The sequence below is a fragment of the Pseudomonas sp. R4-34-07 genome, assembly GCF_003852375.1.
Taxonomy (GTDB): Bacteria; Pseudomonadota; Gammaproteobacteria; order Pseudomonadales; family Pseudomonadaceae; genus Aquipseudomonas.
Window position 1 is genome coordinate 2,586,159 of the sequence record NZ_CP027760.1, and the last position, 20,278, is coordinate 2,606,436.

Genomic DNA, 20,278 nt, shown 5'->3' on the forward strand with positions numbered 1-20,278 from the left:
AGACCGGGTGGCGCCAACTATGCTTGGCGCACATCTTAATGACTGTTCTCTATGTGCGGCCCAAATGAAAATTGACGATATCGATGCCTTTGTCGAAGTGATTCGTTGCCAGTCCATCAGCCATGCCGCCGAGTCGTTGCAGTTGACCCAGCCGGCCATCACCCGCCGTGTGCAGAACTTCGAGCAGGCGCTGGGGGTTGAGCTGTTCGACCGCAACACCAAACCGCTCAAGCCTACGCTGATCGGCACCCGGGTGTATGAGCAGTGCCGCTCGATCCTGCGCGAGATGGACGCGCTGCGCGAGCTGGTTGCCACCGACGCACCGCCCAGCGGCGTGCTGCGCCTGGGGGTGCCGCAGACCATCGGCGACGTGGTGCTGCTCGATGCGCTCAAGCACCTGCGCAGCGAGTACACCGACCTGCGCGCCCAGGTGGCTACCGGCTGGGGCAGCCAGTTGGTCGGCAAGATCGAGCGCGGCGAGCTGGATGCGGCGGTGGCGTTATTCCCGGCGGGCAAGATTTTTCCGGACAACATCGTTGGTGAGTCCATCGGCAAGATGGACCTGGTGGTGGTGTGCGCCACGGCGCAACTGCCGAAAAAGCCGTGCAAGCTGGCCGACGTGTACCAGCACGGTTGGATCCTCAACCCGGACGGCTGCGGCTTCCGTGCCGGTCTGCAACGTACCCTGTCGGACCAGGGCCTGGCCTTGCGGGTGAACCTGGAAACCTTCGGCACCGAGTTGCAATTGGGGCTGGTGGCGGATGGGCTGGGCCTTGGCCTGGTGCCGCGCCCGTTGCTTGCGCGCAGTGCCCATCGCGAGCAACTGGCGGTGATGCCGTTGAAGGACTTCAAGCCGGTGATGGATTTATGGCTGATCTATCCGCACTTTCTTGGCAACCTGCAAGGGCCGGTGGATGCGTTTGGTCAATGGGTAGCCGATTCCCTGCACAAGATCCGCAACGCTGCCTGAATCCGTGTGGGAGGGGGCAAGCCTTAAGGCTTTTTGTAGGAGCGAGGCGGGCGGCTGGCCCTTGCTCGCGAAGAACTCAGGGCCCCCGCGTTTATTCAGAATGAACGCGTTGCCTGGGCGTTTTTCGCGAGCAAGCTCGCTCCTACAGTGAGCCCCGTTCGCTTACTGACTGGCATTAGGGCAAGCCCCTCCCACATTTGTTATGTGTTGATGACGTGTATTTATAAAAATTAATAATAATTAGCTTAGATTAAAATGTGCTTTTTATTATTTTTGCGCATCGCCTAGGCTGGCCGGGAAGTCCTTAAGGCCATCCAGGAAGTTTTGCCATGAGCAGCGTCACCTCGCTATCAAGCGTCTCCAGTACCGTCCGCCAACGCGTCACGCCAGAGGAATGGGAGGTGCGCGTCAAACTGGCCGCCGCCTATCGACTGGCGGCCTTGTACAACTGGACCGACCATATCTACACGCATTTCTCCGCCCGTGTACCGGGCCCCGAGGAACATTTCCTGATCAACGCCTTCGGCCTGCTGTTCGATGAAATCAGCGCCTCCAACCTGGTCAAGGTCGACCTCGACGGCACCCTGGTCGATGACCCCACCGGCCTTGGCATCAACTACGCCGGTTACGTGATCCACAGTGCCATCCATGGCGCGCGCCACGACCTGCAGGCGGTGCTGCACACCCATACCCGCGACGGTATTGCGGTGTCCGCGCAGAAGGACGGGCTGTTACCGATCTCCCAGCATTCCATCGCGTTTTCCGGACGCGTGGCCTATCACGGCTACGAAGGCGTGGCCCTGGACCTGGACGAACGCGAGCGGCTGGTGGCGGACCTGGGCGACAAGAGCGTGATGATCCTGCGCAACCATGGGCTTTTGACCGCAGGCATCAGCGTGGAGCATGCATTCCAGCAGCTGCAGGGGTTGGAGCGCGCCTGCAACATCCAGATTGCGGCGCAGGCAGGCGGGAATGCGCAGTTGATTTTTCCACCCGCAGAGGTGGTAGACAGGGTCGAGCAGCAGGCCAAGGTCTTCAGCAGTGGGGAAGGGCCGGGGGTGGCGCGGCATTGGAATGCGTTGATCCGGCAGTTGGAGCGTAGGGATACCGACTACAAGAATTGAGTTATCGCCGGTCCGGATGCAGCAGGGGAGCAAGCCCCTGCGCATCGAGAGGGGTTACTCAGCCCGGTTGTGCTGGATCTGCTGTTTAGCCAGCTTCACCACATTTTCCTTAGTGAACCCGTACTTTTCCTGCAACTTCGCCAGTGGCGCCGACGCGCCAAAGCTGTTCATCACCACTTTGGCGCCGGTCTGCCCGACGTAGCGGTCCCAGCCCAACGGGCCGGCCTGTTCCACCACCACGCGCGCCTTCACCGCCGGCGGTAACACGCTGTCGCGGTAGGCCTGGTCCTGGTCTTCGAACAGTTCCCAGCTGGGCATCGACACCACCTGCGCGGCAATGCCTTCGTCCGTGAGTTGTTCGTAGGCGGCGACCGCCAGGCTGACTTCACTGCCCGTGGCGATCAGGATCACTTCAGGCTTGTCTGCGCCGGCCAGCACGTAGGCGCCTTTGGCCGCACCGGAGGCGGCGGCATAGCGGCTGCGATCCAGGGTTGGCAGCGGTTGGCGCGACAACACCACGCAGCTTGGCCGATCGGTCTGCGCCAGCGCTACCTTCCACAATTCCAGGGTTTCATTCGCGTCCCCTGGGCGCAGGGTCAGCAGGCCTGGGGTGGCGCGCAGTTGGGTCAGCTGTTCGATGGGTTGGTGGGTAGGGCCGTCTTCGCCGACGCCGATCGAGTCATGGGTAAACACGAAGACCACCGGCAACTCCATGATCGCCGCCAGGCGGATCGGCGGTTTCATGTAGTCGCTGAACACCAGGAACGTCGAGGTGTACGGCCGCAGGTAGGACAGCGCCATGCCGTTGGCAATTGCGCCCATGGCGTGCTCGCGAATGCCGAAGTGCAGGTTGCGCCCGCTGTAGTCATCGGCGCTGAAACGGCCGGCGCCGTCGAAGGTGAGGTTGGTCTTGGTCGAGGGCGACAAATCCGCCGAGCCGCCGAGCAGCCAGGGGATCTGTTGAGCGAAGGCGTTCAGAACCTCGCCGCCCGATGCCCGGCTGGCGACACCCTTGGCATCGGTCGCAAAGCGCGGCAGGTCGGCCTGCCAGTGCTCGGGCATTTCCCCGGCGCGCATGCGCTGCAGTTCATCGGCGCGTTGCGGGTCGAGGGATGACAAGGTCTGGTTCCACTCGGCATACAGCGGCTCGGCACGCTCATGCAGTGCGTCGCGCAACGTGGTGCGCGCCTCATCGGGCACCAGGAAACTGGAATCCTCTGGCCAGCCATACGCGGCTTTGGTCAGACGAATTTCATCCTCGCCCAACGGCTCGCCATGGGCCGCAGCGGTGTTGTGTTTGTGCGGCGAGCCGTAGCCGATCACGCTGTCGACCACAATCAGAGTCGGCGCGCCGGTATTGGCCTTGAAGGTTTCCAGCGCTACGCTCAAGGCCTGCAGGTCATTGGCATCGGTGACGTGCACGGTGTGCCAGCCATACGCCTGGAAGCGCTTGATCACATCTTCACTGAAGGCCAGTTCGGTGTGGCCCTCGATGCTGATGGTGTTGTTGTCGTAGATCCAGCACAGGTTATCCAGCTGCAGATGCCCGGCCATCGACGCCGCTTCGCTGCTGATGCCTTCCATCATGTCGCCGTCACCGCACAGGGTGTAGACGTCGTAGTCGAACAGCACCTGGCCGTCGCGGTTGAACCGCTGGGCCAGCCACCGTTCGGCCATGGCCATGCCCACGCTGTTGGCGCAGCCCTGGCCCAGGGGGCCGGTGGTGGTTTCCACCCCGGTGGTCATGCGGTATTCGGGGTGGCCCGGGGTTTTGGAACCCATCTGCCGGAACTGCTTGATATCGTCCAGGCTGACCGCCGGCTGCCCGGAGCGCTTGCCGTGGGCATCGATTTCCACCACACCGGCCAAGTGCAGCAGCGAGTACAGCAGCATCGACGCATGCCCCACCGACAACACGAAGCGGTCGCGGTTGGGCCAATCGGGATGCTCCGGGTGGTAGCGCAGGAAGCGACTCCACAACGTGTAGCCCACCGGCGCCAGACCCATGGGCGTGCCGGGGTGGCCCGAGTTGGCCTTCTGCACGGCATCCATGGCCAGTGTGCGGATGGTGTTGATGCATTGCGTGTCGGCAGCAGTGGCAGTGTGATTCATAAAACCGGTCTCCCTCGGGTGGCGATCTACAGTGGAGGGCAGGGCACGGCAAAGGTTTGATCCCATCGCCGGGGTTACGACGAACGGGGAGGGTTTGACCTTGAACATGACAAGACCCCTTGGAATGGGCTAGCTTCAAGGGGTAGGCCATTGATCAACTTGTGGAGGTACGCCATGCCAGTGAAACACGACCTGTATCAGGATTTGGGGATGAGCAAGGAAGCTGTTCACGAACGCAGGGCGAGTGACAAGCGTCTGGACTCGTTGCTCACGCAATACGACGCTGCCGATGGGGAGGTGCTGAAGGCGGAGTCGGCAAGTGCCAACGATGAGGAAGTGGAAAAACTGAAGAAGAAACGGTTGCTGATCAAAGATGAGATTGTCGCAAAGTTGAGTTGAGCAAACCCCCAACCCGTGGCGAGGGAGCTTGCTCTCGCCACTACCAGCCGGTCGCACTTGAATGTGCACATTTGTTCAGAATTGTTTGAGGGACAAGCTTTATCTCACTCCTTATGATGCGCCCCGTCCACCCGGCTCTGGGGCTTTTCGCGGCGCAAGGATTGCGTTGTTGAGCCGGGCGGGCACTCTCGAAATTCAGGTGATACGTTGTAGAACCGGTCTGCAGAAAACGCCGCTAAAGACACATATGGTTTTAGCCCAACCGCCATGCAGGCAAGCGCATCACCGATAGCAGGCGCAAATTTGAATCCGTGCCCCGAGCATGCGGATGCGAAAAAAGACGATTTCAACGCTTGGGATTCCCCGATCAGAAACGACTCATCAGGACTAAGTGTATAGAAGCAGTTTTTTGCTTGGATAGGCGAACGCTGCAACTTGGGAAAAAGGTCTCCAACCACCTGCGATATCTCGTCTAAATATCTTTTGTGCACGGGAATATTTTTCCAGTTAGGAGCAGCTGGCGTCTGTTGCCTGTTGTGAAAACCGATTTTTACACCAGGCTCGTTGCTAAGGATGGATGGCACACCGTAGAGAAGGGCTCCATCCTGATGTTCATATAAGAAAATGGGGAACTGATCTGACGAAAAAAGATTACCAAAACCCGTTTTTGGTTTGAACCAAAATACGGGAATCTGACGCGGCTCTATATAGCGTTCGAGCTCCGGCAGGAGGTGAGTGCCAATCCAGGGCCCTGCTGTGACTATTACGGCTTTTGCAGAGTAGGTTTGCCCGCTTCGAGTGCTTAAGCGCATCCCCAAACCGCTGGTTTGCAAGCCTGTAACGCTGTTACCAAATTCAATGATGGCGCCCTGGTGTACAGCCTCGTTGAGCATCCCTAATCTGGCTTCGCAGGCCGATATTGCATAGGCTCCGGGCTCAAATACCGCCTGCGACCCATCCGATACATTGAATGCGGGAAAATGGGACCTGGTTTCTGATTCGCTCCACACAGCATGTTCTATCCCTCCCTTCCTTGCGGTTTCAATGCTCCCTGCTACCACGTGGCTGGACTGATGCCCAACGAAAATCCCCCCTGTGCGAAAAAGCAGCTTTTGCTGCATTAACTCTTCCAATTCCTTCCAGAGCAAATCGGATTGGTTCAATAATGGCAGGTACTTTTCGCCCTCCCAATAAGCGCGACGGAATATACGAGAGTTTCCATGTGACGACCCGTAGCTGTGAGTGGGGCTCGATGCGTCGATTCCAAGTACTCGAGTGCATTTCGAAGCGACTCTCCACAATGCAGATGCACCCATGATTCCCAAGCCAATTACGATAACGTCGTAAGTGTTCCTCATGGTTAGAATTCCCTATTATTCTCCTGGCGAGCGGGTAGTTAGGCTGTCGTAAGTCAGAAGGCAGACTAATACGCCCGTGGTGGAGATGATTAAGGTCAGAGACAAAGCAGGAATATCTTTTCCATTGGTTATCAGGCCAATGGCTAGCAGTGTCAGTGGAAGTATGAACTGCAAAAAACCTGTCAGGGACAACGGAATTTTTCCGGTGGCGAACGAGAACATCAGTAGCGGCGTGACTGACACCGCTCCGGCTAACCAAATAAGCGGAGCTGAGCGATATGACACTTCACTCGGCCATATGATTGGGAAATCGAAGAGCCAGACGGCAACTACTAAACAACTGCTCAAGAAAACAGTTTCCAGGAACAGGCCGGTCACTGCATTTAAAGATGTGTATTTTTTTAGGTAGGTGTACACGCCCCATGTTGCAGCGATCAATAGATAAACCCAATGGTTCAGCTTTTCAGTGAACGTTATCAAAAGCAATATCGCGACGAGTGCGATAGCCGTAGACAGGGTTTTGATCGCTGAAAATTGCTCATGATAGATCAGGGCTCCCAATGCGATAGGTATGAACGGCGCCAATAAGTAGCCGATTCCGCTTTCCAAAATATATCCGTTGATTGAAGCCCCCATGAATGTGACCCAATTAACGGCAATAAAAATAGAAGCGGTGCCGTGCAGGACTATTAGTTTGGCTGTCAGTTGATTTATCTGGCTGAGGCGTCGAAAAACTAGAAGAAGTGCACTGAGAATCAAGCAGGACAGGACAATCCTATAGGCAACTAGTGTTGCAGGGGATAATCCGTCAAGCGCCCTCCAATAAAGAGATGACGCTCCTAGCATTAAATTCGCGAGCGCCGACAATACGATTGCCGTAAAACGCCTTGTAGAAAATGCTGGTTGTATAATCATGATTTTTATTTGGAGTGGTAGAATTCAACGATTTCGTAAGACCAGAAAATTATGCCGTGTTCGTCGACGGAATATGCAGCCAAGTCTTGATTTGCCCACTGTTCGAATTCGCTTTTTAAAAGTTTGTTCGTGGCCTGCCAATGATCAGAGTAATAAAGAAGTGGGAGTGTATGGCGCTCCATGAGTCTGTAAGCCAGCGGCGGAGTACCGTGATGCCTTTCCTTGTACTTGTTCAATACATCACGTATTCCCACTAAAGAATTAAGCCCCACAATGGCCGTTCCCGTGGGCGCCAGGTATTTTGGAAGATTATCAAGAAAACGGGCGATGATTTGCTCTCCGTAGAACATTGCTTCCATAGGTAACTGTCCCGTCGGCTCGATGATGTCCAATTGCTGGGTGAGCGAAGGTGAGGGAGTTCGCCAGCCAGGCGGGTTAAAGCTGATTGTTTCATATTGTCTTTCAGGCAGATTGCCGAACAGGTCGCCAATACAAAAAGAAATGGCTGGCTGCCTGAAGTTTATGTGTTCGTGAAGTTTTGCCTGCTCAATGGAGTATGGGGAGATGTCCGTGGCAGAGATGTCTTGAACTCCAAGTTTGCGCGCCAATAGCGCATGGACGCCGCTGCCTGTTCCGACATCCAGGAAGCTGTTGCTTGATCTGCTGGAGCTGAGTGAACGTAACAGATAACAGCCGAGCCTCACGCCCGCGAGGCTTACTCTGAAAACGTTGGGCGAATGTATGAAGTCAAGTTGTTGGCCCAGTCCATAATAAATGCTGTAGCTGTCGCTCGGACAATTCGATTTATCAAAATCTAAATAGTGCTGTCCTGCTAGCCCATGATCAATAAGTCCTTGCATATCTATCACCTCTGACCCAGTTCTATCGAGCGAGCGCAGGATATTTTGAGACCTTCTGTGATGGCGGCTCGTACCCCGTGCTGATTAAACCAATCAATTGCTCGCTCTGTCGTTCCACCTGCAGTCATCACTTTTTCACATAGATTAATCGCAGGTTCCTTGCGTTGCTCCAAAATTGCCGTGGTCCCGTGTAGCAGCTGGAGAATTATTGAGGTAGCACTTGATTTATCGAAGCCAGCCGAAATAGCATATTCTGTGAGCGCCGCGGCGAAGTAGGCAATGTAAGCGGGGCCGCCGCCGACGAGAGCTGTGGCGCTATCCAGCAAAGCCTCATCTTTTAACTCCAGTAAATTTCCAAGCTTGGCGAGAAGTTGATTAACCACGATATTGCTTGCAGTTGTTGTCTCAGCTGCGGTAATTAAAACGGTCATTCCTTCATTAACGCCGCACGGAAGATTGGGTATCGTTCGATAGATTTGCGAGTTTTTCAAGTGGGCTGTAAGTTCGCGGATACGGATTCCAGCCATAACTGAAATGACGATGCCAGCATACCGTCCGATGCGAGCATTATTTTCCAGGAATCCCAGGAAAGCCTGAGGTGGGATCGCTAGAAAGATAACGTCAGCTATTAAAGGACTTGGTAGTTCTTCCAGCGTTGAAATACCTGCATTTTTGATGTCGTTTCGGCGAGTGGCGTCGGGCTCGACGACAGTTATCAGCATGTCTGCACTGGATCGCTTTAAACCAAATGCGATCGCACTGCCCATATGCCCGCCACCGACGATCATGATATTCATTGCTGCTGACATGACTATCCCCTCCGGCGTTATTAAACTGCTGGGTTGGCTAAATATCAGCTTCGTATGGAGTAGGAGTTATATCAAATCATTGGCTTCCTAAAATGGTGTAGGGCGTTTCTGGTGGTTGCTGGTTCAGCGAGCCGAGCCGACATCCCCTTTACTCCCGCAGCATGCTCATGCACTCATCCATCGAACGCTGCTGCGTCTCGCCATACAGCTGCAACTCGTCAATCGTGCTGCGGCCCAGCGCCTGCTCGAACTCAGCCTTGTTCGAATTGGCCGTGTAGTGACTTTGCGCCGCATCGCCCAGGTTCGACTGAAAAATCCCCGCCGCGCTGACCGGCAGGAAATCTTCGTACACCAGCGGTTCAACCGCTACATGCCCCGCACTGATCAGTCCCTCCAGTGTGCGCGGTTGGTCGGACTTGCGGCGGGCCGCCAGGCCTTTTTCAGTGGGGAAATAGCGGAAGTACGCCAAGCCTTGCTCACGCATTTGCGCGTGATCATCCGGGAATGCCTGGAAGTGTTGCTCCATCAATTGTTCATAACGCGTGGCATTGGACTCGTTGGGGAAGGCACCGAGTTCATCGCGGGCGGCATTCAGCAGTTGGTCGTACAGGGCGCGCCCTTTGGGGGTGAGCGCGACGCCGCGTTGTTCGATCTCGCCGAAACGTGCGCTGTGGCTGCCCTGGGCATCGGTAAAGCCAATGGGCTCTTCGAGGGCCTTGAAGCTGGTCTGGCGCAGCAGGATCGGGCACTTGCGCCGAGGTGGGCCTTCGATCACGGCTTTGGGGGTGATGCCGTGGCCGGGCATGGCCGCCTGCACCTGGTCGATGTCCAGGGTGCGCGGGGTGAGGTGATTGATGTGCGGGCCTCTGAAGGCCACTACGTCGGCGATCAGGCGATGCTGGTCGCTGAGCTGCCGATACTGCGCGGCCGTGACGGTGGCGGTGGGGTGCCAGCGAAACGTCTCCAGCGCCTGGCGAATGAATTCCTCGGCGTCAGAGGCTCCGAGGCCGCCGTCTGTTTCGGCCTGTTCGATCAGCGCCAGGGCGCCTGGGGTGAAGATCGAGCGCTTGGCCAGGGCGGTTTCGGCGAAGCTGCGCAGCGCTGGGCTTTCGATCAGTTCCAGGCGCAGCAGCGAGGTGAACACGCGAAACGGGCTGGTTTGCAGCGACTGTTCGTGAACGGCGCGAAAGGCGGTGGAATGGACCGGCACGCCAGCCGGTGTCAGGTCGTAATAGCCCACCGGTTGCATGCCCATGACCGCGAACAGACGGCTGATGGTCGCCAGTTCCGCAGCGGTGCCCAGGCGGATCGCACCGTGGCGCTCCATGTCCAGACGCTCGATCTCACCCGTACGTCGCAGGTGCTCGGCCAGGCCCGTGTTGCTCTCCAGCACCTGTGCGTTGGTCTGAGCCACCAGGGTCATCAGCGCGCCGTACAACGGCACTTCATCCCTGTACATATCGGACATCGCCCGGGAAAAGCCCTTACGGATCTCGTCGGGGCTGACATGTGCGGTACCTGGCATAGAAAAATTCCTGAAGGCTGAGGCGAGGTGTGTGGCTTTCCCTGGATTTTGTTGGGCCCAAGAGGCGCGTGCAAACGAAGTTTCCTCTGGACTTCATTCTGCAAATGAATGAGGTGACGCCCCTATGCAGTCTTCATGTGCATCCTGGCGGCATTGGGTTCTACACTGCTGCTCATCAGACCGGCGATGGAGGACTCAATGACGGCCGCACCCACACCCCGATTGCTCGACACCCTCGAAGGCCAGCGCCTGGCGACGGGGAATGCGGAGTGCTGGCGCGAGTGGGGGCCGTACCTGAGTGAACGCCAATGGGGCACCGTACGCGAGGACTACAGCGCCGACGGCGACGCCTGGGCCTACTTTCCCCATGAACATGCCCGCAGCCGCGCCTACCGGTGGGGCGAGGATGGCTTGGCCGGTTTCAGCGACAAGGCGCAACGCTGGTGCCTGGGCCTGGCGCTGTGGAACGAACGCGACTCGATCCTCAAGGAGCGTCTGTTCGGCCTCGATAACGCCGAGGGCAACCACGGTGAAGACGTCAAGGAACTGTACTTTTTCGTCGATGGCGTGCCGAGCCATGCCTACATGCGCATGCTCTACAAATACCCCCATGGAGCGTTTCCCTACGCCGACCTGATCGCCGAAAACGCCCGCCGTGGGCTGGCTGACGCTGAGTATGAAATCCTCGATACCGGCGTGTTTGACGATAACCGCTACTGCGACGTCAGCGTTGAGTACGCCAAGCATCAACCCGACGATATTTTCATGCGCATCACCGTGCACAACCGTGCCGAGCAACCCACGCGCCTGCAGGTATTGCCCCAGCTGTGGGCGCGCAATGATTGGAGCTGGACCTTCGGCGCCCCCAAGCCCGGCTTGACCCTGGACGGTGACCGCGTACGAGCGCGTCATCATGAGCTGGGCGACCGCCATCTCAGCGCCTGGGGCCAGGACGGCGTGGAATGGTTGTTTTGTGAAAACCAGACCAACGTCCCCAGGCTGGGTGGGCCAGCGGCGCCGGGGCCGTTCAAGGACGGCATCAACGATTACGTGGTCGGCGGTGTGCAAGGCGCGATTCGCCGGGATACGGGCACCAAGGTGGCTGCGCAGTTCGTCCTGGAACTGGCGGGCGATGAACGCAAAATCCTGTACCTGCGCTTTGCCCCTGTGGACGCGCCCGAGGTCAACGCGCGCAAGCTGTTCGAGCAGCGCCGCCAGGAGGCCGACGACTTCTACGCGGCGCTGCAACAGGGCATCGCCGACGACGATGCACGCAATGTGCAGCGTCAGGCCCTGGCCGGGTTGCTGTGGTCCAAGCAGTTGTACTATTTCGACGTGAACCAGTGGCTCGACGGCGACCCGGCCCAGCCCGCGCCGCCGCCCGAGCGCCTGCATTTGCGCAATACCCATTGGCGGCACCTGTCCAACTTCGACATTCTCTCCATGCCCGACACCTGGGAATACCCGTGGTACGCCTCGTGGGACCAGGGCTTCCAGGCGGTGGCGATGGCGCTGATCGATCCGGGCTACGCCAAGCAACAGCTGCTATTGCTGGTGAAGGACCGCTTCATGCACCCCAACGGCCAGTTGCCGGCTTATGAGTGGCGCTTCGACGATGCCAACCCGCCCGTGCATGCCTGGGCCAGCTGGCGCGTGTATCAGCAGGACAAGGCGTTGACCGGTGTGGGCGACCTGGACTTTCTGGAGCGGATTTTCCACAAACTGCTGCTGAATTTTTCCTGGTGGGTCAACCGCAAGGACGCCGAGGGCCGCAACCTGTTCCAGGGCGGCTTTCTCGGGCTGGACAATATCGCCCTGTTCGATCGCTCTGCCGCGCTGCCACCGGGCTATCAGCTGGACCAGGCGGACGGTACGGCGTGGGTGGCCGCCTATGCGCTGGACCTGATGCGCATCGCCCTGGAGCTGGCCAAGCGCAATGGCGTGTATGTGGATATCGCGGTGAAATTCTTCGAGCACTTCCTGTATATCGCCGGCGCCATCAACCGCGTCGACGACAGCGCCGACGGGCTGTGGGATGAGCAGGATCTGTTTTTCTACGACGTGCTGCATCGCCCCGATGGCGAGAGCGAACCGGTGCGCCTGCGCTCTATTGTCGGGCTGATGCCGTTGTTCGCGGTGCTGGTGCTGGAGCAGCGCGAGCATGAAGGCCTGGAGGGCTTGCGCGAGCGGCTGCTGGGCTTCATGCACCATCGGCCGGACCTGGCCAGGCTGGTATCGCGTTGGAACGAACCGGGGCAGGGCAATCGGCTGCTCCTGGCGTTGCTGCGCGGCGAGCGCACCAAGGATTTGCTGCGGCGCATGCTGGATGACGATGAGTTCTTGTCGGCGTTTGGCGTGCGCTCCTTGTCCAAGGCTTTCGCCGAGCAGCCCCTGGCCCTGAAGATGAATGGCGACACTCTGTGCGCCAGTTACCAGCCCGGCGAATCCGACTCACGTTTGTACGGTGGCAACTCCAATTGGCGCGGGCCGTTGTGGATGCCGGTCAACTACATGCTGATTGAGTCGCTGCGCGAATTTCATCGCTATTACGCGGATAACTTTTCGGTGGAATACCCCAAGGGCAGCGGTTATCTGTCATCCCTGGAGGAAGTGGCCGACAGCCTCAGTCAGCGCCTGACCGGGTTGTTTTTAAGGGACGAAAATGGCCTGCGCCCGTCGATGGCGGCGTATGCGCAGTTGGAGGCGGACCCGCTCAGCCGTGACCTGGTGTTGTTCCATGAGTATTTTCATGGGGAAACTGGCAGGGGGCTGGGGGCGTCGCACCAGACAGGGTGGAGTGCGCTGGTGGCGTTGTTGCTGCAACCTGAAAACTAAATGTGGGAGGGGGCTTGCTCCCGATGGCGGTGTGTCAGCCAGCTCATCTGTTACTGATATACCGCTATCGGGAGCAAGCCCCCTCCCACCCTGGATCTTTATCTGACTCAGGATTGCCCTGGAATCAGGAAGGAAACAGTTCGCTCAGCTTCATGGCCAGCATCATGTCGCCTTCGGTGCGCAGTTTGCCGCCCATGAAGGCCTGCATGCCGTCGGTGGAGCCGTCGACAATGCCTTCCAGGGTTTCGCTGTCCATCACCAAGGTCACTTGAGCGTCCGGGTTTTCACCTTCCTGCAGTTCGCAGGTCTTGTCTTTGACCACCAGCGAAAAGTTCTTGGTGTCGTCGATACGGAAACCGAATACCAGGTCCAGGCCTTCAGCAGCGCTTGGGTTGAATTTGGCTTTCATTGCTTCTACGGCTTTAGCTACGTCAGTCATGGTTTCGATCCTTTAGGGTAGAGTCCAGTGACCTTGGGGTCACGGTTGGCCGCAGTTCACCGGTAAGTGATGAACTGCGGCGCCTTCAACAGCTGCAAGTGGGCATGACTGTTGAAGGAAGCCAGTGCCACCTCGCGACCACGGAATTTCAGCTGGTTGAGCGAGGTGTTGACAATTTGCCAGTTCAGCTCGAACGCCTGTGCCACCGGCATTCGGGTAATCAGGTGGAGCAGGGCGGTGATGGTGCCGCCGGAGGTAAATACCGCGATTTTCTGCGAGTTGTCGGCTGCTTCAAGGATGCGCTGCAAGCCGCCCTGGACACGCTCGACAAACCCCAGCCAGCTTTCCAGCCCTGGCGGGTCGTAGGTGCCGGCCAGCCAGCGCTCGATGATCAGGGCGAAGATGCGCTGGAATTCGCTGCGGTTTTGCGCACCATTGCGCAGGATGTGCACGGCGTCGGGTTCGGCGCCGAGCAGGTCGGGGAGCAGGCCGCGAATAATCGCCTCGCCGTCGAATTCGTTGAACGCGCTGTCGATTTCCAGCGGCGGAACCGGCAGGCCGAGGGCGCTGTATTGATCGAACGTGGCGGTGGCGGTGTGCTGCTGGCGGCGCAGGTCACCCGACAGGCAGCGATCGAACGTCAGTCCCAGGTCGGCCAGGTGGCGACCGAGTATCTGGGCTTGTTCCACGCCGACGGGCGACAAGACGTCATAGTCGTCTGCACCGAAGGAGGCCTGGCCATGTCGAATCAGATAGATGCTGCCCACGTCCGTTTTCCCGGTACGTTGAAAGTCTGGCGAGGTTATGAGGATGCCCGCAAGCTGTCAATGAAAAAACATACGCTTGTTTTAAAAGCCTGTTAGAGGTGCGCTGGTGGCGGTTTGGGCACTGGTCCGCGGGCATTGGCGCCGGTATGCTGGGCCATCCGCGCCTGGCGCAGTGCATTCTTAAGGAGACATATGGATTTTTTGGCCGAATATGCGAGCTTTCTAGCGAAGACCGTCACCCTGGTGGTCGCTATTCTGGTGGTGCTGATCAGCTTCGCGGCGCTGCGCAGCAAAGGGCGTCGCAAATCCGCTGGCCAGTTGCAGGTCAGCAAGCTGAACGATTTCTACAAGGGCTTGCGCGAGCGCCTGGAATCGAGCCTGCTCGACAAGGACCAGCTCAAGGCCCTGCGCAAATCCGAAAGCAAAGCCGAAAAAAAGCAGGGCAAGAAGAAGCCCGAGCCTAAGGCGCGGGTATTCGTGCTGGATTTCGACGGTGACATCAAGGCCTCCGCCACTGAAAGCCTGCGCCATGAAATCACCGCACTGCTGAGCCTGGCCACGCCCAAGGACGAAGTGGTGCTGCGCCTGGAAAGCGGCGGCGGCATGGTGCACAGCTACGGCCTGGCCTCTTCCCAACTGGCGCGTATTCGTCAAGCGGGTGTGCCATTGACCGTGTGCATCGACAAGGTCGCGGCCAGCGGCGGCTATATGATGGCGTGCATCGGCGAGAAGATCATCAGCGCTCCGTTCGCGATCCTCGGTTCCATCGGCGTGGTCGCGCAGTTGCCCAACGTCAACCGCCTGCTGAAAAAGCATGATATCGACTTCGAAGTGCTCACCGCCGGCGAATACAAGCGCACGCTGACGGTGTTTGGCGAAAACACCGAGAAGGGGCGCGAGAAATTCCAGGAAGACCTGGACATCACGCACCAATTGTTCAAGAACTTCGTCTCGCGTTATCGCCCGCAGCTGGCGATTGACGAGGTAGCCACCGGAGAAGTGTGGCTGGGTGTTGCCGCCCTCGACAAGCAATTGGTCGACGAGCTGCAGACCAGCGACGAATACCTGGCCACCAAGGCCAAGACCGCCGAGGTGTTCCATCTGCATTATGCCGAGCGTAAAAGCCTGCAGGAGCGGGTAGGGCTGGCGGCCAGTGGTTCGGTGGACCGGGTGTTACTGACCTGGTGGAGCCGGCTGACTCAGCAGCGGTTCTGGTAATCCACTACCAACTCGCGCAGGCGGGACGCGGAGCGTCCAGGGCTGTATTCCCACGCGGAGCGTGGGAACGATCACCGGTCAGGCCAAGCGGGGCTGGATGGAATCCGCCAGCCGCGTGAGGATCAGGCAGCACGACACCGCCCCAGCATCCAGCGCCCCTAGCGAGCGTTCACCCAGGCGGCTGGCCCTGCCTATCTTCGCCACCAGGTCCCTGGTCGAATCACGCCCCTGGGAAGCAGCGCTTTTCATTGCTTCCAGCGCGGCGTTGAACGAAGCCCCATCGGCGTGCGCTCGCTCAAAGGCTTGCACCGCCGGAATCAGGGTGTCCATCAAACACTTGTCACCCACACCCGCCTCGGTAATGTCCTGCAACGACGTCAGGCCGCCGCGCAGCAAACGGGCGAAGGTGGCGGCGTCGATGTCTTCACTGCCGCGCACTTCGTCGGCCATGCCGATAAACAGGCTGCCATACAACGGGCCCATCGAGCCGCCGATGCCCTCCATCAGGCTCAGGGTCAGTTCGTCCAGGGCTGCCGCCAGGGTCAGTCGGCGACCTTCAAGCGCGCGCCCGCAGTGGGCGAAGCCCTTGGCCATGTTGATGCCGTGGTCACCGTCACCAATCGCACCGTCGATTTCGCTGAGGTAGTCACGGTTGGCCACGATCACGCTGACCAGGTCGGCGACGATGGCGCTGCCGTCGTGGCTGGAAAAATGCTCACTCATGGTTCACTCCGCCTGGGTCATGCCGATGGAACGGCAGGGTTGGTCGATCAGGGTTTTCAGCTCCGCGTCCAGGCCGAGCAGGGTCAGGGTCACGCCCATCATTTCCAGGGAGGTGAAGTAGTTGCCGACATAGCAACGGTGAATCTTCAGACCTTTGGCCGTGAGCTGGCGTTCCACCTCGGCATAGAACACGTACAGCTCCATCACCGGCGTGGCGCCGAGACCGGAGACCAGCACCACCACGCTGTCGTCCAGGCTGAAGTCGCGGTCTGCGAGGATGGGGGCGAGCATGCGCTCGGCCATGGCTGCGGCGGACTCGATGGGGATCACTTCGATGCCCGGTTCGCCGTGATGGCCGATACCCAGTTCCATCTGGCCGTCGGGGATCTGGAAGTTCGGCTTGCCCACTGCGGCGATGGTGCACGGCGTGAGGCCAATGCCGATCGAGCGACAGTGGTCGACGGCTTTTTGCGCGACGCGAATCACGCCGTCCAGGTCGTAATGCTGGGCGGCGGCGGCTCCGCCGATCTTCCACATGAAGATTTCCCCGGCCACCCCGCGACGCTTGGCGATATCCGCCTGGGGGGCGGAGGCGACGTCGTCGTTGGCGACCACGGTGCGAATACGCATGTCTTTACTGGCGGCCATTTTCATCGCCAGCTTCACGTTCATGTTGTCACCCGCGTAGTTGCCGTACAGGCAGGCCACGCCCGCGCCATGGTCGGCGGCGCGGAAGGCGTCGAAAAAGCTCTTGGCGGTGGGCGAGGAGAAAATCTCACCGACCGCCACCGCATCCACCAGGCCCGGGCCGACGTAGCCGAGAAAGGCCGGTTCATGCCCGGAACCACCGCCGGTGACGATGCCGACACGGCCCTGGGCCGAGGGTTTGGCCTTGACGATGACTCGTGGGTTGGCTTCGTACTGGCGCAGTTCAGGGTGCGCGACCAGGACGCCGCGCAGCATGTCTTCGACCACTTGGTCCGGATCGTTGATGACTCGATTCATAACGCGGGTTCCTGTTTTTTATTGGTTCACCCCAATCCAATGTGGGAGGGGGCTTGCTCCCGATAGCGGTGGTTCAGTGATAGATGTGCTGACTGTCACACCACCATCGGGGGCAAGCCCCCTCCCACATTTGGATTTGTGGTGTGCTTAGGGCTCAAGTACCACCTTCAGCGACTTGTCGCCACGCTCCATCACCGCAAACGCTTCCTTGAAATCCGCCAGCGCAAACTTATGGGTTACCACATCGCGCATGTCGATCTTGCGGCTGCCGATAAAGTCGATGGCGCGCGGGTACATATACGGCCCCAGGTGCGAGCCGAGGATATCCAGCTCCTTGCGGTCGCCGATGATCGACCAATCCACCGTGGCTTCATCATTGAATACGCTGAATTCAACGAAACGCCCCAATTTGCGCAGCATCGCCAGGCCCTGGTTCACTGCCTTGTGGTGCCCGGTGGCTTCGATATAGATGTCGCAGCCGTAGCCATCGGTGATCGCGCGGATTTTCGCCAGCACGTCGACCTCGGCCGGGTTCCACACTTCATCGGCGCCCATGCGCAGGGCCAGGGCGGCGCGTTCGGGTTTCATGTCCAGCACGATGAGTTTTTTCGGGTTGCGCAAACGCACCGCGCCGATGATGCCCAGGCCCAGGGTACCGGCGCCGGCGACCACTACAATGTCGTCGTGGTCGACATCGGCGCGTTCCGCCGCGTGCAGCGAGCAGGCCAGGGGTTCGATCAGGATCGCTTCATCCGGGGCGATGGATTCCGGCACCTTATGGATGATGCCTTCCTTGGTGAAAATCATGTACTGGGCCATGGCGCCCTGCACATTGTTCTGGAAGCCGTAGAGGTCATGCTTCTGGCACATCCAGTATTGGCCGTGGTTGCAGAACCGGCAGCCCCAGCACGGCACGATCTGCTCGGAAATCACCCGCTCACCGACCGCCACGCCGCGTTTTTCCGCGCCAGGGCCGAGGGCAACCACGCGGCACACGAACTCATGCCCTGGGATCATTGGTGGTTTCACGTAGCGCGGCTGCTCGGCATCGCCCCAGAACGACGGCGCGCCGCGATAGGTCTTGATGTCGCCCATGCAGATGCCGCACAGCTCGACCTTGGTGAGAATTTCATCAGGCCCCGGTGTGGGCACGTCGACGGTTTCCAGGCGATAGTCTTCCGGGCCATGGCACACCACGGCCTGCATGGTTTTCGGGATGACTGGAGCGAGTTGTTCAGCACTGCGTTCGGTAACGGTGGACATGACAAACCCTCACGACATAAAGATGAATTACTGAATGCTGTAGCCGCCGTCGATCAGCATATTGGCGCCGGTGATCATCTGCGCGGCATCGCTGAGCAGGTACAGCGCCAGCGCGGCGATTTCCTCGGGCTGGGCAAACCGTCCCGCCGGGATCTGCGCCTTGGCCCGTTCGCCCACTGCGCCGGCCCAGGCTTGCTTGCCCAGGGCGGTCTCGACGATGGTGGGGGAGATGGCGTTGACGTTGATCTGCGGCGCCCATTCCATGGCCAATACCTTGGTCATGCCGACGATGGCGGCCTTGCTCGCGCAGTAGGCGACGTGGCGGTCCAGGCCGATCACGGCAGCCTGGGAGGCGAGGTTGACGATGCGCCCGCTGCCCTGGGCCAGCATGTGGCGGGCGCAGGCCTGGGCCACGAAGAAGCTGGCCTTGAGGTTGATATCCAGGGTGGTGTCCCAGGCGCTTTCGCTGACCTCGACGGCCTTGTCCAGCAACACCACGCCGGCGCTGTTGACCAGGTAATCCAGGCGTTGGAACTGTTCGAAAACCTGATCGATGGTGGGTTGTATCTGGCCGATCTGGCTGAGGTCGACGGCAATGCCCAAGTGCCCGGCACCGAGGCGGGCGGCCACCTCGACCACTGCCGGGTCGCGGTCCAGCAGGGCCACGCGAGCACCGCGTTCCACCAACAGGGTGGCGCAGGCCAGGCCGATGCCGGCGGCGCCCCCGGTGATCACGGCGCAACGGCCGCTGAGGTCGAAGGCTTGGTTCCAGAAACCTGACATGAATGACTCCATTTTTGGCAATCGATCATTCCCACGCTCTGCGTGGGAATGCCGCCTGGGACGCTCTGCGTCCTGATGATGGATGACGCGGAGCGTCATGGGATGCATTCCCACGCGGAGCGTGGGAACGATCTATAACTACTTACCGCCACTGACCTGCTTGTACAGCGCATCGGCGTTGGCATTCGTCACCGGCACCCATGGCAGGATGTAGTTCTTGTCCGTGCCATCCCCCCATTTCACGTCGTTGCCGTAGCGCGCCCAGATCACCGATTGCGGCTTGTAGTCCTTGCCGGCCAAGGCGCGCAACGCCACGTCCAGCGCACCCTGGGACTGGGCCTGGGCATCCTGGAGGAAGGTGGTGACTTCGTCTTTTTTCGCCGCCTGGATCGCATCCGGCATGCCGTCGATGGAGGTGACGGGCACGTCCTTGGAAGTCAGCCCATGGGACTTCAACGCCTGTACCGCACCGAGGGCCATGTCGTCGTTCTGGGCGATGACGCCGTTGATGCCTTTGGGGTGGGCGTTCAGCCAGTCTTCGGTGAGGGTCAGCGCCTGGGCGCGGTCCCAGTTAGCGGTTTTTTTCTCGATGATCTTGATGTCCGGGTGTTTGCCCAGCACTTCCAGTTCGCCCTTTTCCCGGTCGATCTGTGCCGACTGACCAATCGGGCCCTGGATGATCACCACGTTGCCCTTGCCATTGAGCTTGTCGACCATGGCCTGGGCCTGCAGGCGGCCGCCTTCGACATCGTCGTTACCCACATACGGCACGTTGGCATCGGCTACTTTCGTATTGGAGGCGATGACCACCACGTCGTTGCTCATGGCTGCTTTCACCGTGCCGACGCCGGCCTTGGTATCGATGGGTACGAACAGGATGGCGTCGTAGCGCTGGGTCACCATGTTTTCGATCTGGTTGTTCTGCGTCAGCGCGTCGTAGTTGCCGTCGAACACGGTCAATTGCACGGTGCCGTCCTTGACCGCAGGGTGTTCCTTGAGCTCACGGACCCAGTTCTGCATGAACTGGCCCTTGAGGCCGTAGACGGCGGCGCCGATCTTGTAGGTCTTGCCATCGGCGGCCAGGGCGATACTGCTGGCCAGCAGGGTAAAGGTCGCCGCAGCGGCCAAGGTGGTACCCAGTTTCATAAGTAGAACTCCGGTTATTGTTGTGGG

The 20,278-nt window shown here is 59.3% G+C and carries 18 protein-coding genes; 5 read left to right on the forward strand and 13 right to left on the reverse strand.

Going from position 1 to position 20,278, the window contains the following annotated elements; genetic code table 11:
- Positions 1 to 64: 64 nt before the first annotated feature.
- Both C4J85_RS11830 and C4J85_RS11835 read left to right on the forward strand, forming a co-directional pair.
- On the forward strand, positions 65 to 970 hold the full coding sequence (locus C4J85_RS11830) for a LysR family transcriptional regulator (RefSeq protein WP_124366811.1): 906 nt from the start codon (positions 65 to 67) through the stop codon (positions 968 to 970).
- Positions 971 to 1,299: 329 nt separating this feature from the next.
- Positions 1,300 to 2,094, forward strand: coding sequence for a class II aldolase/adducin family protein (locus C4J85_RS11835; protein ID WP_124409673.1), 795 nt, complete (start codon positions 1,300 to 1,302; stop codon positions 2,092 to 2,094).
- A 54-nt stretch (positions 2,095 to 2,148) separates the two neighbouring features.
- Here the strand turns inward: C4J85_RS11835 and tkt are convergent, their stop codons facing one another.
- Positions 2,149 to 4,206: a transketolase gene (tkt, locus tag C4J85_RS11840; protein ID WP_124409674.1), complete on the reverse strand. Its 2,058-nt coding sequence runs from the start codon at positions 4,204 to 4,206 to the stop codon at positions 2,149 to 2,151.
- Positions 4,207 to 4,380: 174 nt separating this feature from the next.
- Here tkt and C4J85_RS11845 point away from each other — a divergent pair, with 174 nt between their 5' ends.
- The gene (locus C4J85_RS11845) at positions 4,381 to 4,605 is read left to right on the forward strand and encodes a DUF465 domain-containing protein (protein WP_124409675.1); all 225 of its coding nucleotides are present in this window, start codon (positions 4,381 to 4,383) and stop codon (positions 4,603 to 4,605) included.
- Positions 4,606 to 4,709: 104 nt separating this feature from the next.
- Here C4J85_RS11845 and solA read toward each other — a convergent pair whose 3' ends face one another.
- From solA to C4J85_RS11870, 5 genes are all read right to left on the reverse strand, one after another.
- Entirely contained in the window at positions 4,710 to 5,963 is a 1,254-nt protein-coding gene (solA, locus tag C4J85_RS11850) for an N-methyl-L-tryptophan oxidase (protein ID WP_124409676.1), read from the reverse strand.
- 15 nt (positions 5,964 to 5,978) lie between these two features.
- Entirely contained in the window at positions 5,979 to 6,722 is a 744-nt protein-coding gene (locus tag C4J85_RS11855) for a hypothetical protein (RefSeq protein WP_124409677.1), read from the reverse strand.
- Between the two features lie 161 nt (positions 6,723 to 6,883).
- On the reverse strand, positions 6,884 to 7,738 hold the full coding sequence (locus C4J85_RS11860; protein ID WP_124409678.1) for a methyltransferase: 855 nt from the start codon (positions 7,736 to 7,738) through the stop codon (positions 6,884 to 6,886).
- Between the two features lie 5 nt (positions 7,739 to 7,743).
- On the reverse strand, positions 7,744 to 8,547 hold the full coding sequence (locus C4J85_RS11865) for a pyrroline-5-carboxylate reductase (protein ID WP_124409679.1): 804 nt from the start codon (positions 8,545 to 8,547) through the stop codon (positions 7,744 to 7,746).
- 148 nt (positions 8,548 to 8,695) lie between these two features.
- Positions 8,696 to 10,072 (reverse strand): VOC family protein, encoded by a 1,377-nt coding sequence (locus tag C4J85_RS11870; protein WP_124409680.1) that lies wholly within the window; start codon positions 10,070 to 10,072, stop codon positions 8,696 to 8,698.
- Between the two features lie 198 nt (positions 10,073 to 10,270).
- Here C4J85_RS11870 and C4J85_RS11875 point away from each other — a divergent pair, with 198 nt between their 5' ends.
- Positions 10,271 to 12,907: a glucosidase gene (locus C4J85_RS11875; RefSeq protein WP_124409681.1), complete on the forward strand. Its 2,637-nt coding sequence runs from the start codon at positions 10,271 to 10,273 to the stop codon at positions 12,905 to 12,907.
- A gap of 124 nt (positions 12,908 to 13,031) precedes the next feature.
- Here C4J85_RS11875 and C4J85_RS11880 read toward each other — a convergent pair whose 3' ends face one another.
- Positions 13,032 to 13,346 (reverse strand): SCP2 sterol-binding domain-containing protein, encoded by a 315-nt coding sequence (locus C4J85_RS11880; protein ID WP_005788868.1) that lies wholly within the window; start codon positions 13,344 to 13,346, stop codon positions 13,032 to 13,034.
- Between the two features lie 56 nt (positions 13,347 to 13,402).
- Positions 13,403 to 14,113, reverse strand: a complete 711-nt coding sequence (locus C4J85_RS11885; RefSeq protein WP_124409682.1) for a histidine phosphatase family protein — start codon at positions 14,111 to 14,113, stop codon at positions 13,403 to 13,405.
- Between the two features lie 192 nt (positions 14,114 to 14,305).
- Here C4J85_RS11885 and sohB point away from each other — a divergent pair, with 192 nt between their 5' ends.
- The gene (sohB, locus tag C4J85_RS11890) at positions 14,306 to 15,331 is read left to right on the forward strand and encodes a protease SohB (RefSeq protein WP_124370507.1); all 1,026 of its coding nucleotides are present in this window, start codon (positions 14,306 to 14,308) and stop codon (positions 15,329 to 15,331) included.
- A gap of 78 nt (positions 15,332 to 15,409) precedes the next feature.
- Here sohB and dhaL read toward each other — a convergent pair whose 3' ends face one another.
- From dhaL to C4J85_RS11915, 5 genes are all read right to left on the reverse strand, one after another.
- Complete coding sequence (gene dhaL, locus C4J85_RS11895; RefSeq protein WP_124409683.1) at positions 15,410 to 16,054, reverse strand: dihydroxyacetone kinase subunit DhaL; 645 nt, start codon at positions 16,052 to 16,054, stop codon at positions 15,410 to 15,412.
- A gap of 3 nt (positions 16,055 to 16,057) precedes the next feature.
- Complete coding sequence (locus C4J85_RS11900; RefSeq protein WP_124409684.1) at positions 16,058 to 17,059, reverse strand: dihydroxyacetone kinase subunit DhaK; 1,002 nt, start codon at positions 17,057 to 17,059, stop codon at positions 16,058 to 16,060.
- A 147-nt stretch (positions 17,060 to 17,206) separates the two neighbouring features.
- The gene (locus tag C4J85_RS11905; RefSeq protein WP_124407034.1) at positions 17,207 to 18,322 is read right to left on the reverse strand and encodes a zinc-binding dehydrogenase; all 1,116 of its coding nucleotides are present in this window, start codon (positions 18,320 to 18,322) and stop codon (positions 17,207 to 17,209) included.
- 27 nt (positions 18,323 to 18,349) lie between these two features.
- Positions 18,350 to 19,105, reverse strand: a complete 756-nt coding sequence (locus C4J85_RS11910; protein WP_124409685.1) for an SDR family oxidoreductase — start codon at positions 19,103 to 19,105, stop codon at positions 18,350 to 18,352.
- A gap of 138 nt (positions 19,106 to 19,243) precedes the next feature.
- Positions 19,244 to 20,251 carry a substrate-binding domain-containing protein gene (locus C4J85_RS11915; RefSeq protein ID WP_124409686.1) on the reverse strand — a complete coding sequence of 336 codons (1,008 nt, stop codon included), beginning with the start codon at positions 20,249 to 20,251 and terminating at the stop codon, positions 19,244 to 19,246.
- Positions 20,252 to 20,278 lie beyond the last annotated feature (27 nt).

Coding starts and splice junctions, on each gene's coding strand:
- C4J85_RS11875 (WP_124409681.1), top strand. CDS start 10,271: ATGACGGCCGCACCCACACCCCGATTGCTCGACACCCTCGAAGGCCAG.
- C4J85_RS11905 (WP_124407034.1), bottom strand. CDS start 18,322: ATGTCCACCGTTACCGAACGCAGTGCTGAACAACTCGCTCCAGTCATC.
- sohB (WP_124370507.1), top strand. CDS start 14,306: ATGGATTTTTTGGCCGAATATGCGAGCTTTCTAGCGAAGACCGTCACC.
- C4J85_RS11830 (WP_124366811.1), top strand. CDS start 65: ATGAAAATTGACGATATCGATGCCTTTGTCGAAGTGATTCGTTGCCAG.
- dhaL (WP_124409683.1), bottom strand. CDS start 16,054: ATGAGTGAGCATTTTTCCAGCCACGACGGCAGCGCCATCGTCGCCGAC.
- C4J85_RS11900 (WP_124409684.1), bottom strand. CDS start 17,059: ATGAATCGAGTCATCAACGATCCGGACCAAGTGGTCGAAGACATGCTG.
- C4J85_RS11910 (WP_124409685.1), bottom strand. CDS start 19,105: ATGTCAGGTTTCTGGAACCAAGCCTTCGACCTCAGCGGCCGTTGCGCC.
- C4J85_RS11915 (WP_124409686.1), bottom strand. CDS start 20,251: ATGAAACTGGGTACCACCTTGGCCGCTGCGGCGACCTTTACCCTGCTG.
- C4J85_RS11870 (WP_124409680.1), bottom strand. CDS start 10,072: ATGCCAGGTACCGCACATGTCAGCCCCGACGAGATCCGTAAGGGCTTT.
- tkt (WP_124409674.1), bottom strand. CDS start 4,206: ATGAATCACACTGCCACTGCTGCCGACACGCAATGCATCAACACCATC.
- C4J85_RS11835 (WP_124409673.1), top strand. CDS start 1,300: ATGAGCAGCGTCACCTCGCTATCAAGCGTCTCCAGTACCGTCCGCCAA.
- C4J85_RS11860 (WP_124409678.1), bottom strand. CDS start 7,738: ATGCAAGGACTTATTGATCATGGGCTAGCAGGACAGCACTATTTAGAT.
- solA (WP_124409676.1), bottom strand. CDS start 5,963: ATGAGGAACACTTACGACGTTATCGTAATTGGCTTGGGAATCATGGGT.
- C4J85_RS11865 (WP_124409679.1), bottom strand. CDS start 8,547: ATGTCAGCAGCAATGAATATCATGATCGTCGGTGGCGGGCATATGGGC.
- C4J85_RS11845 (WP_124409675.1), top strand. CDS start 4,381: ATGCCAGTGAAACACGACCTGTATCAGGATTTGGGGATGAGCAAGGAA.
- C4J85_RS11880 (WP_005788868.1), bottom strand. CDS start 13,346: ATGACTGACGTAGCTAAAGCCGTAGAAGCAATGAAAGCCAAATTCAAC.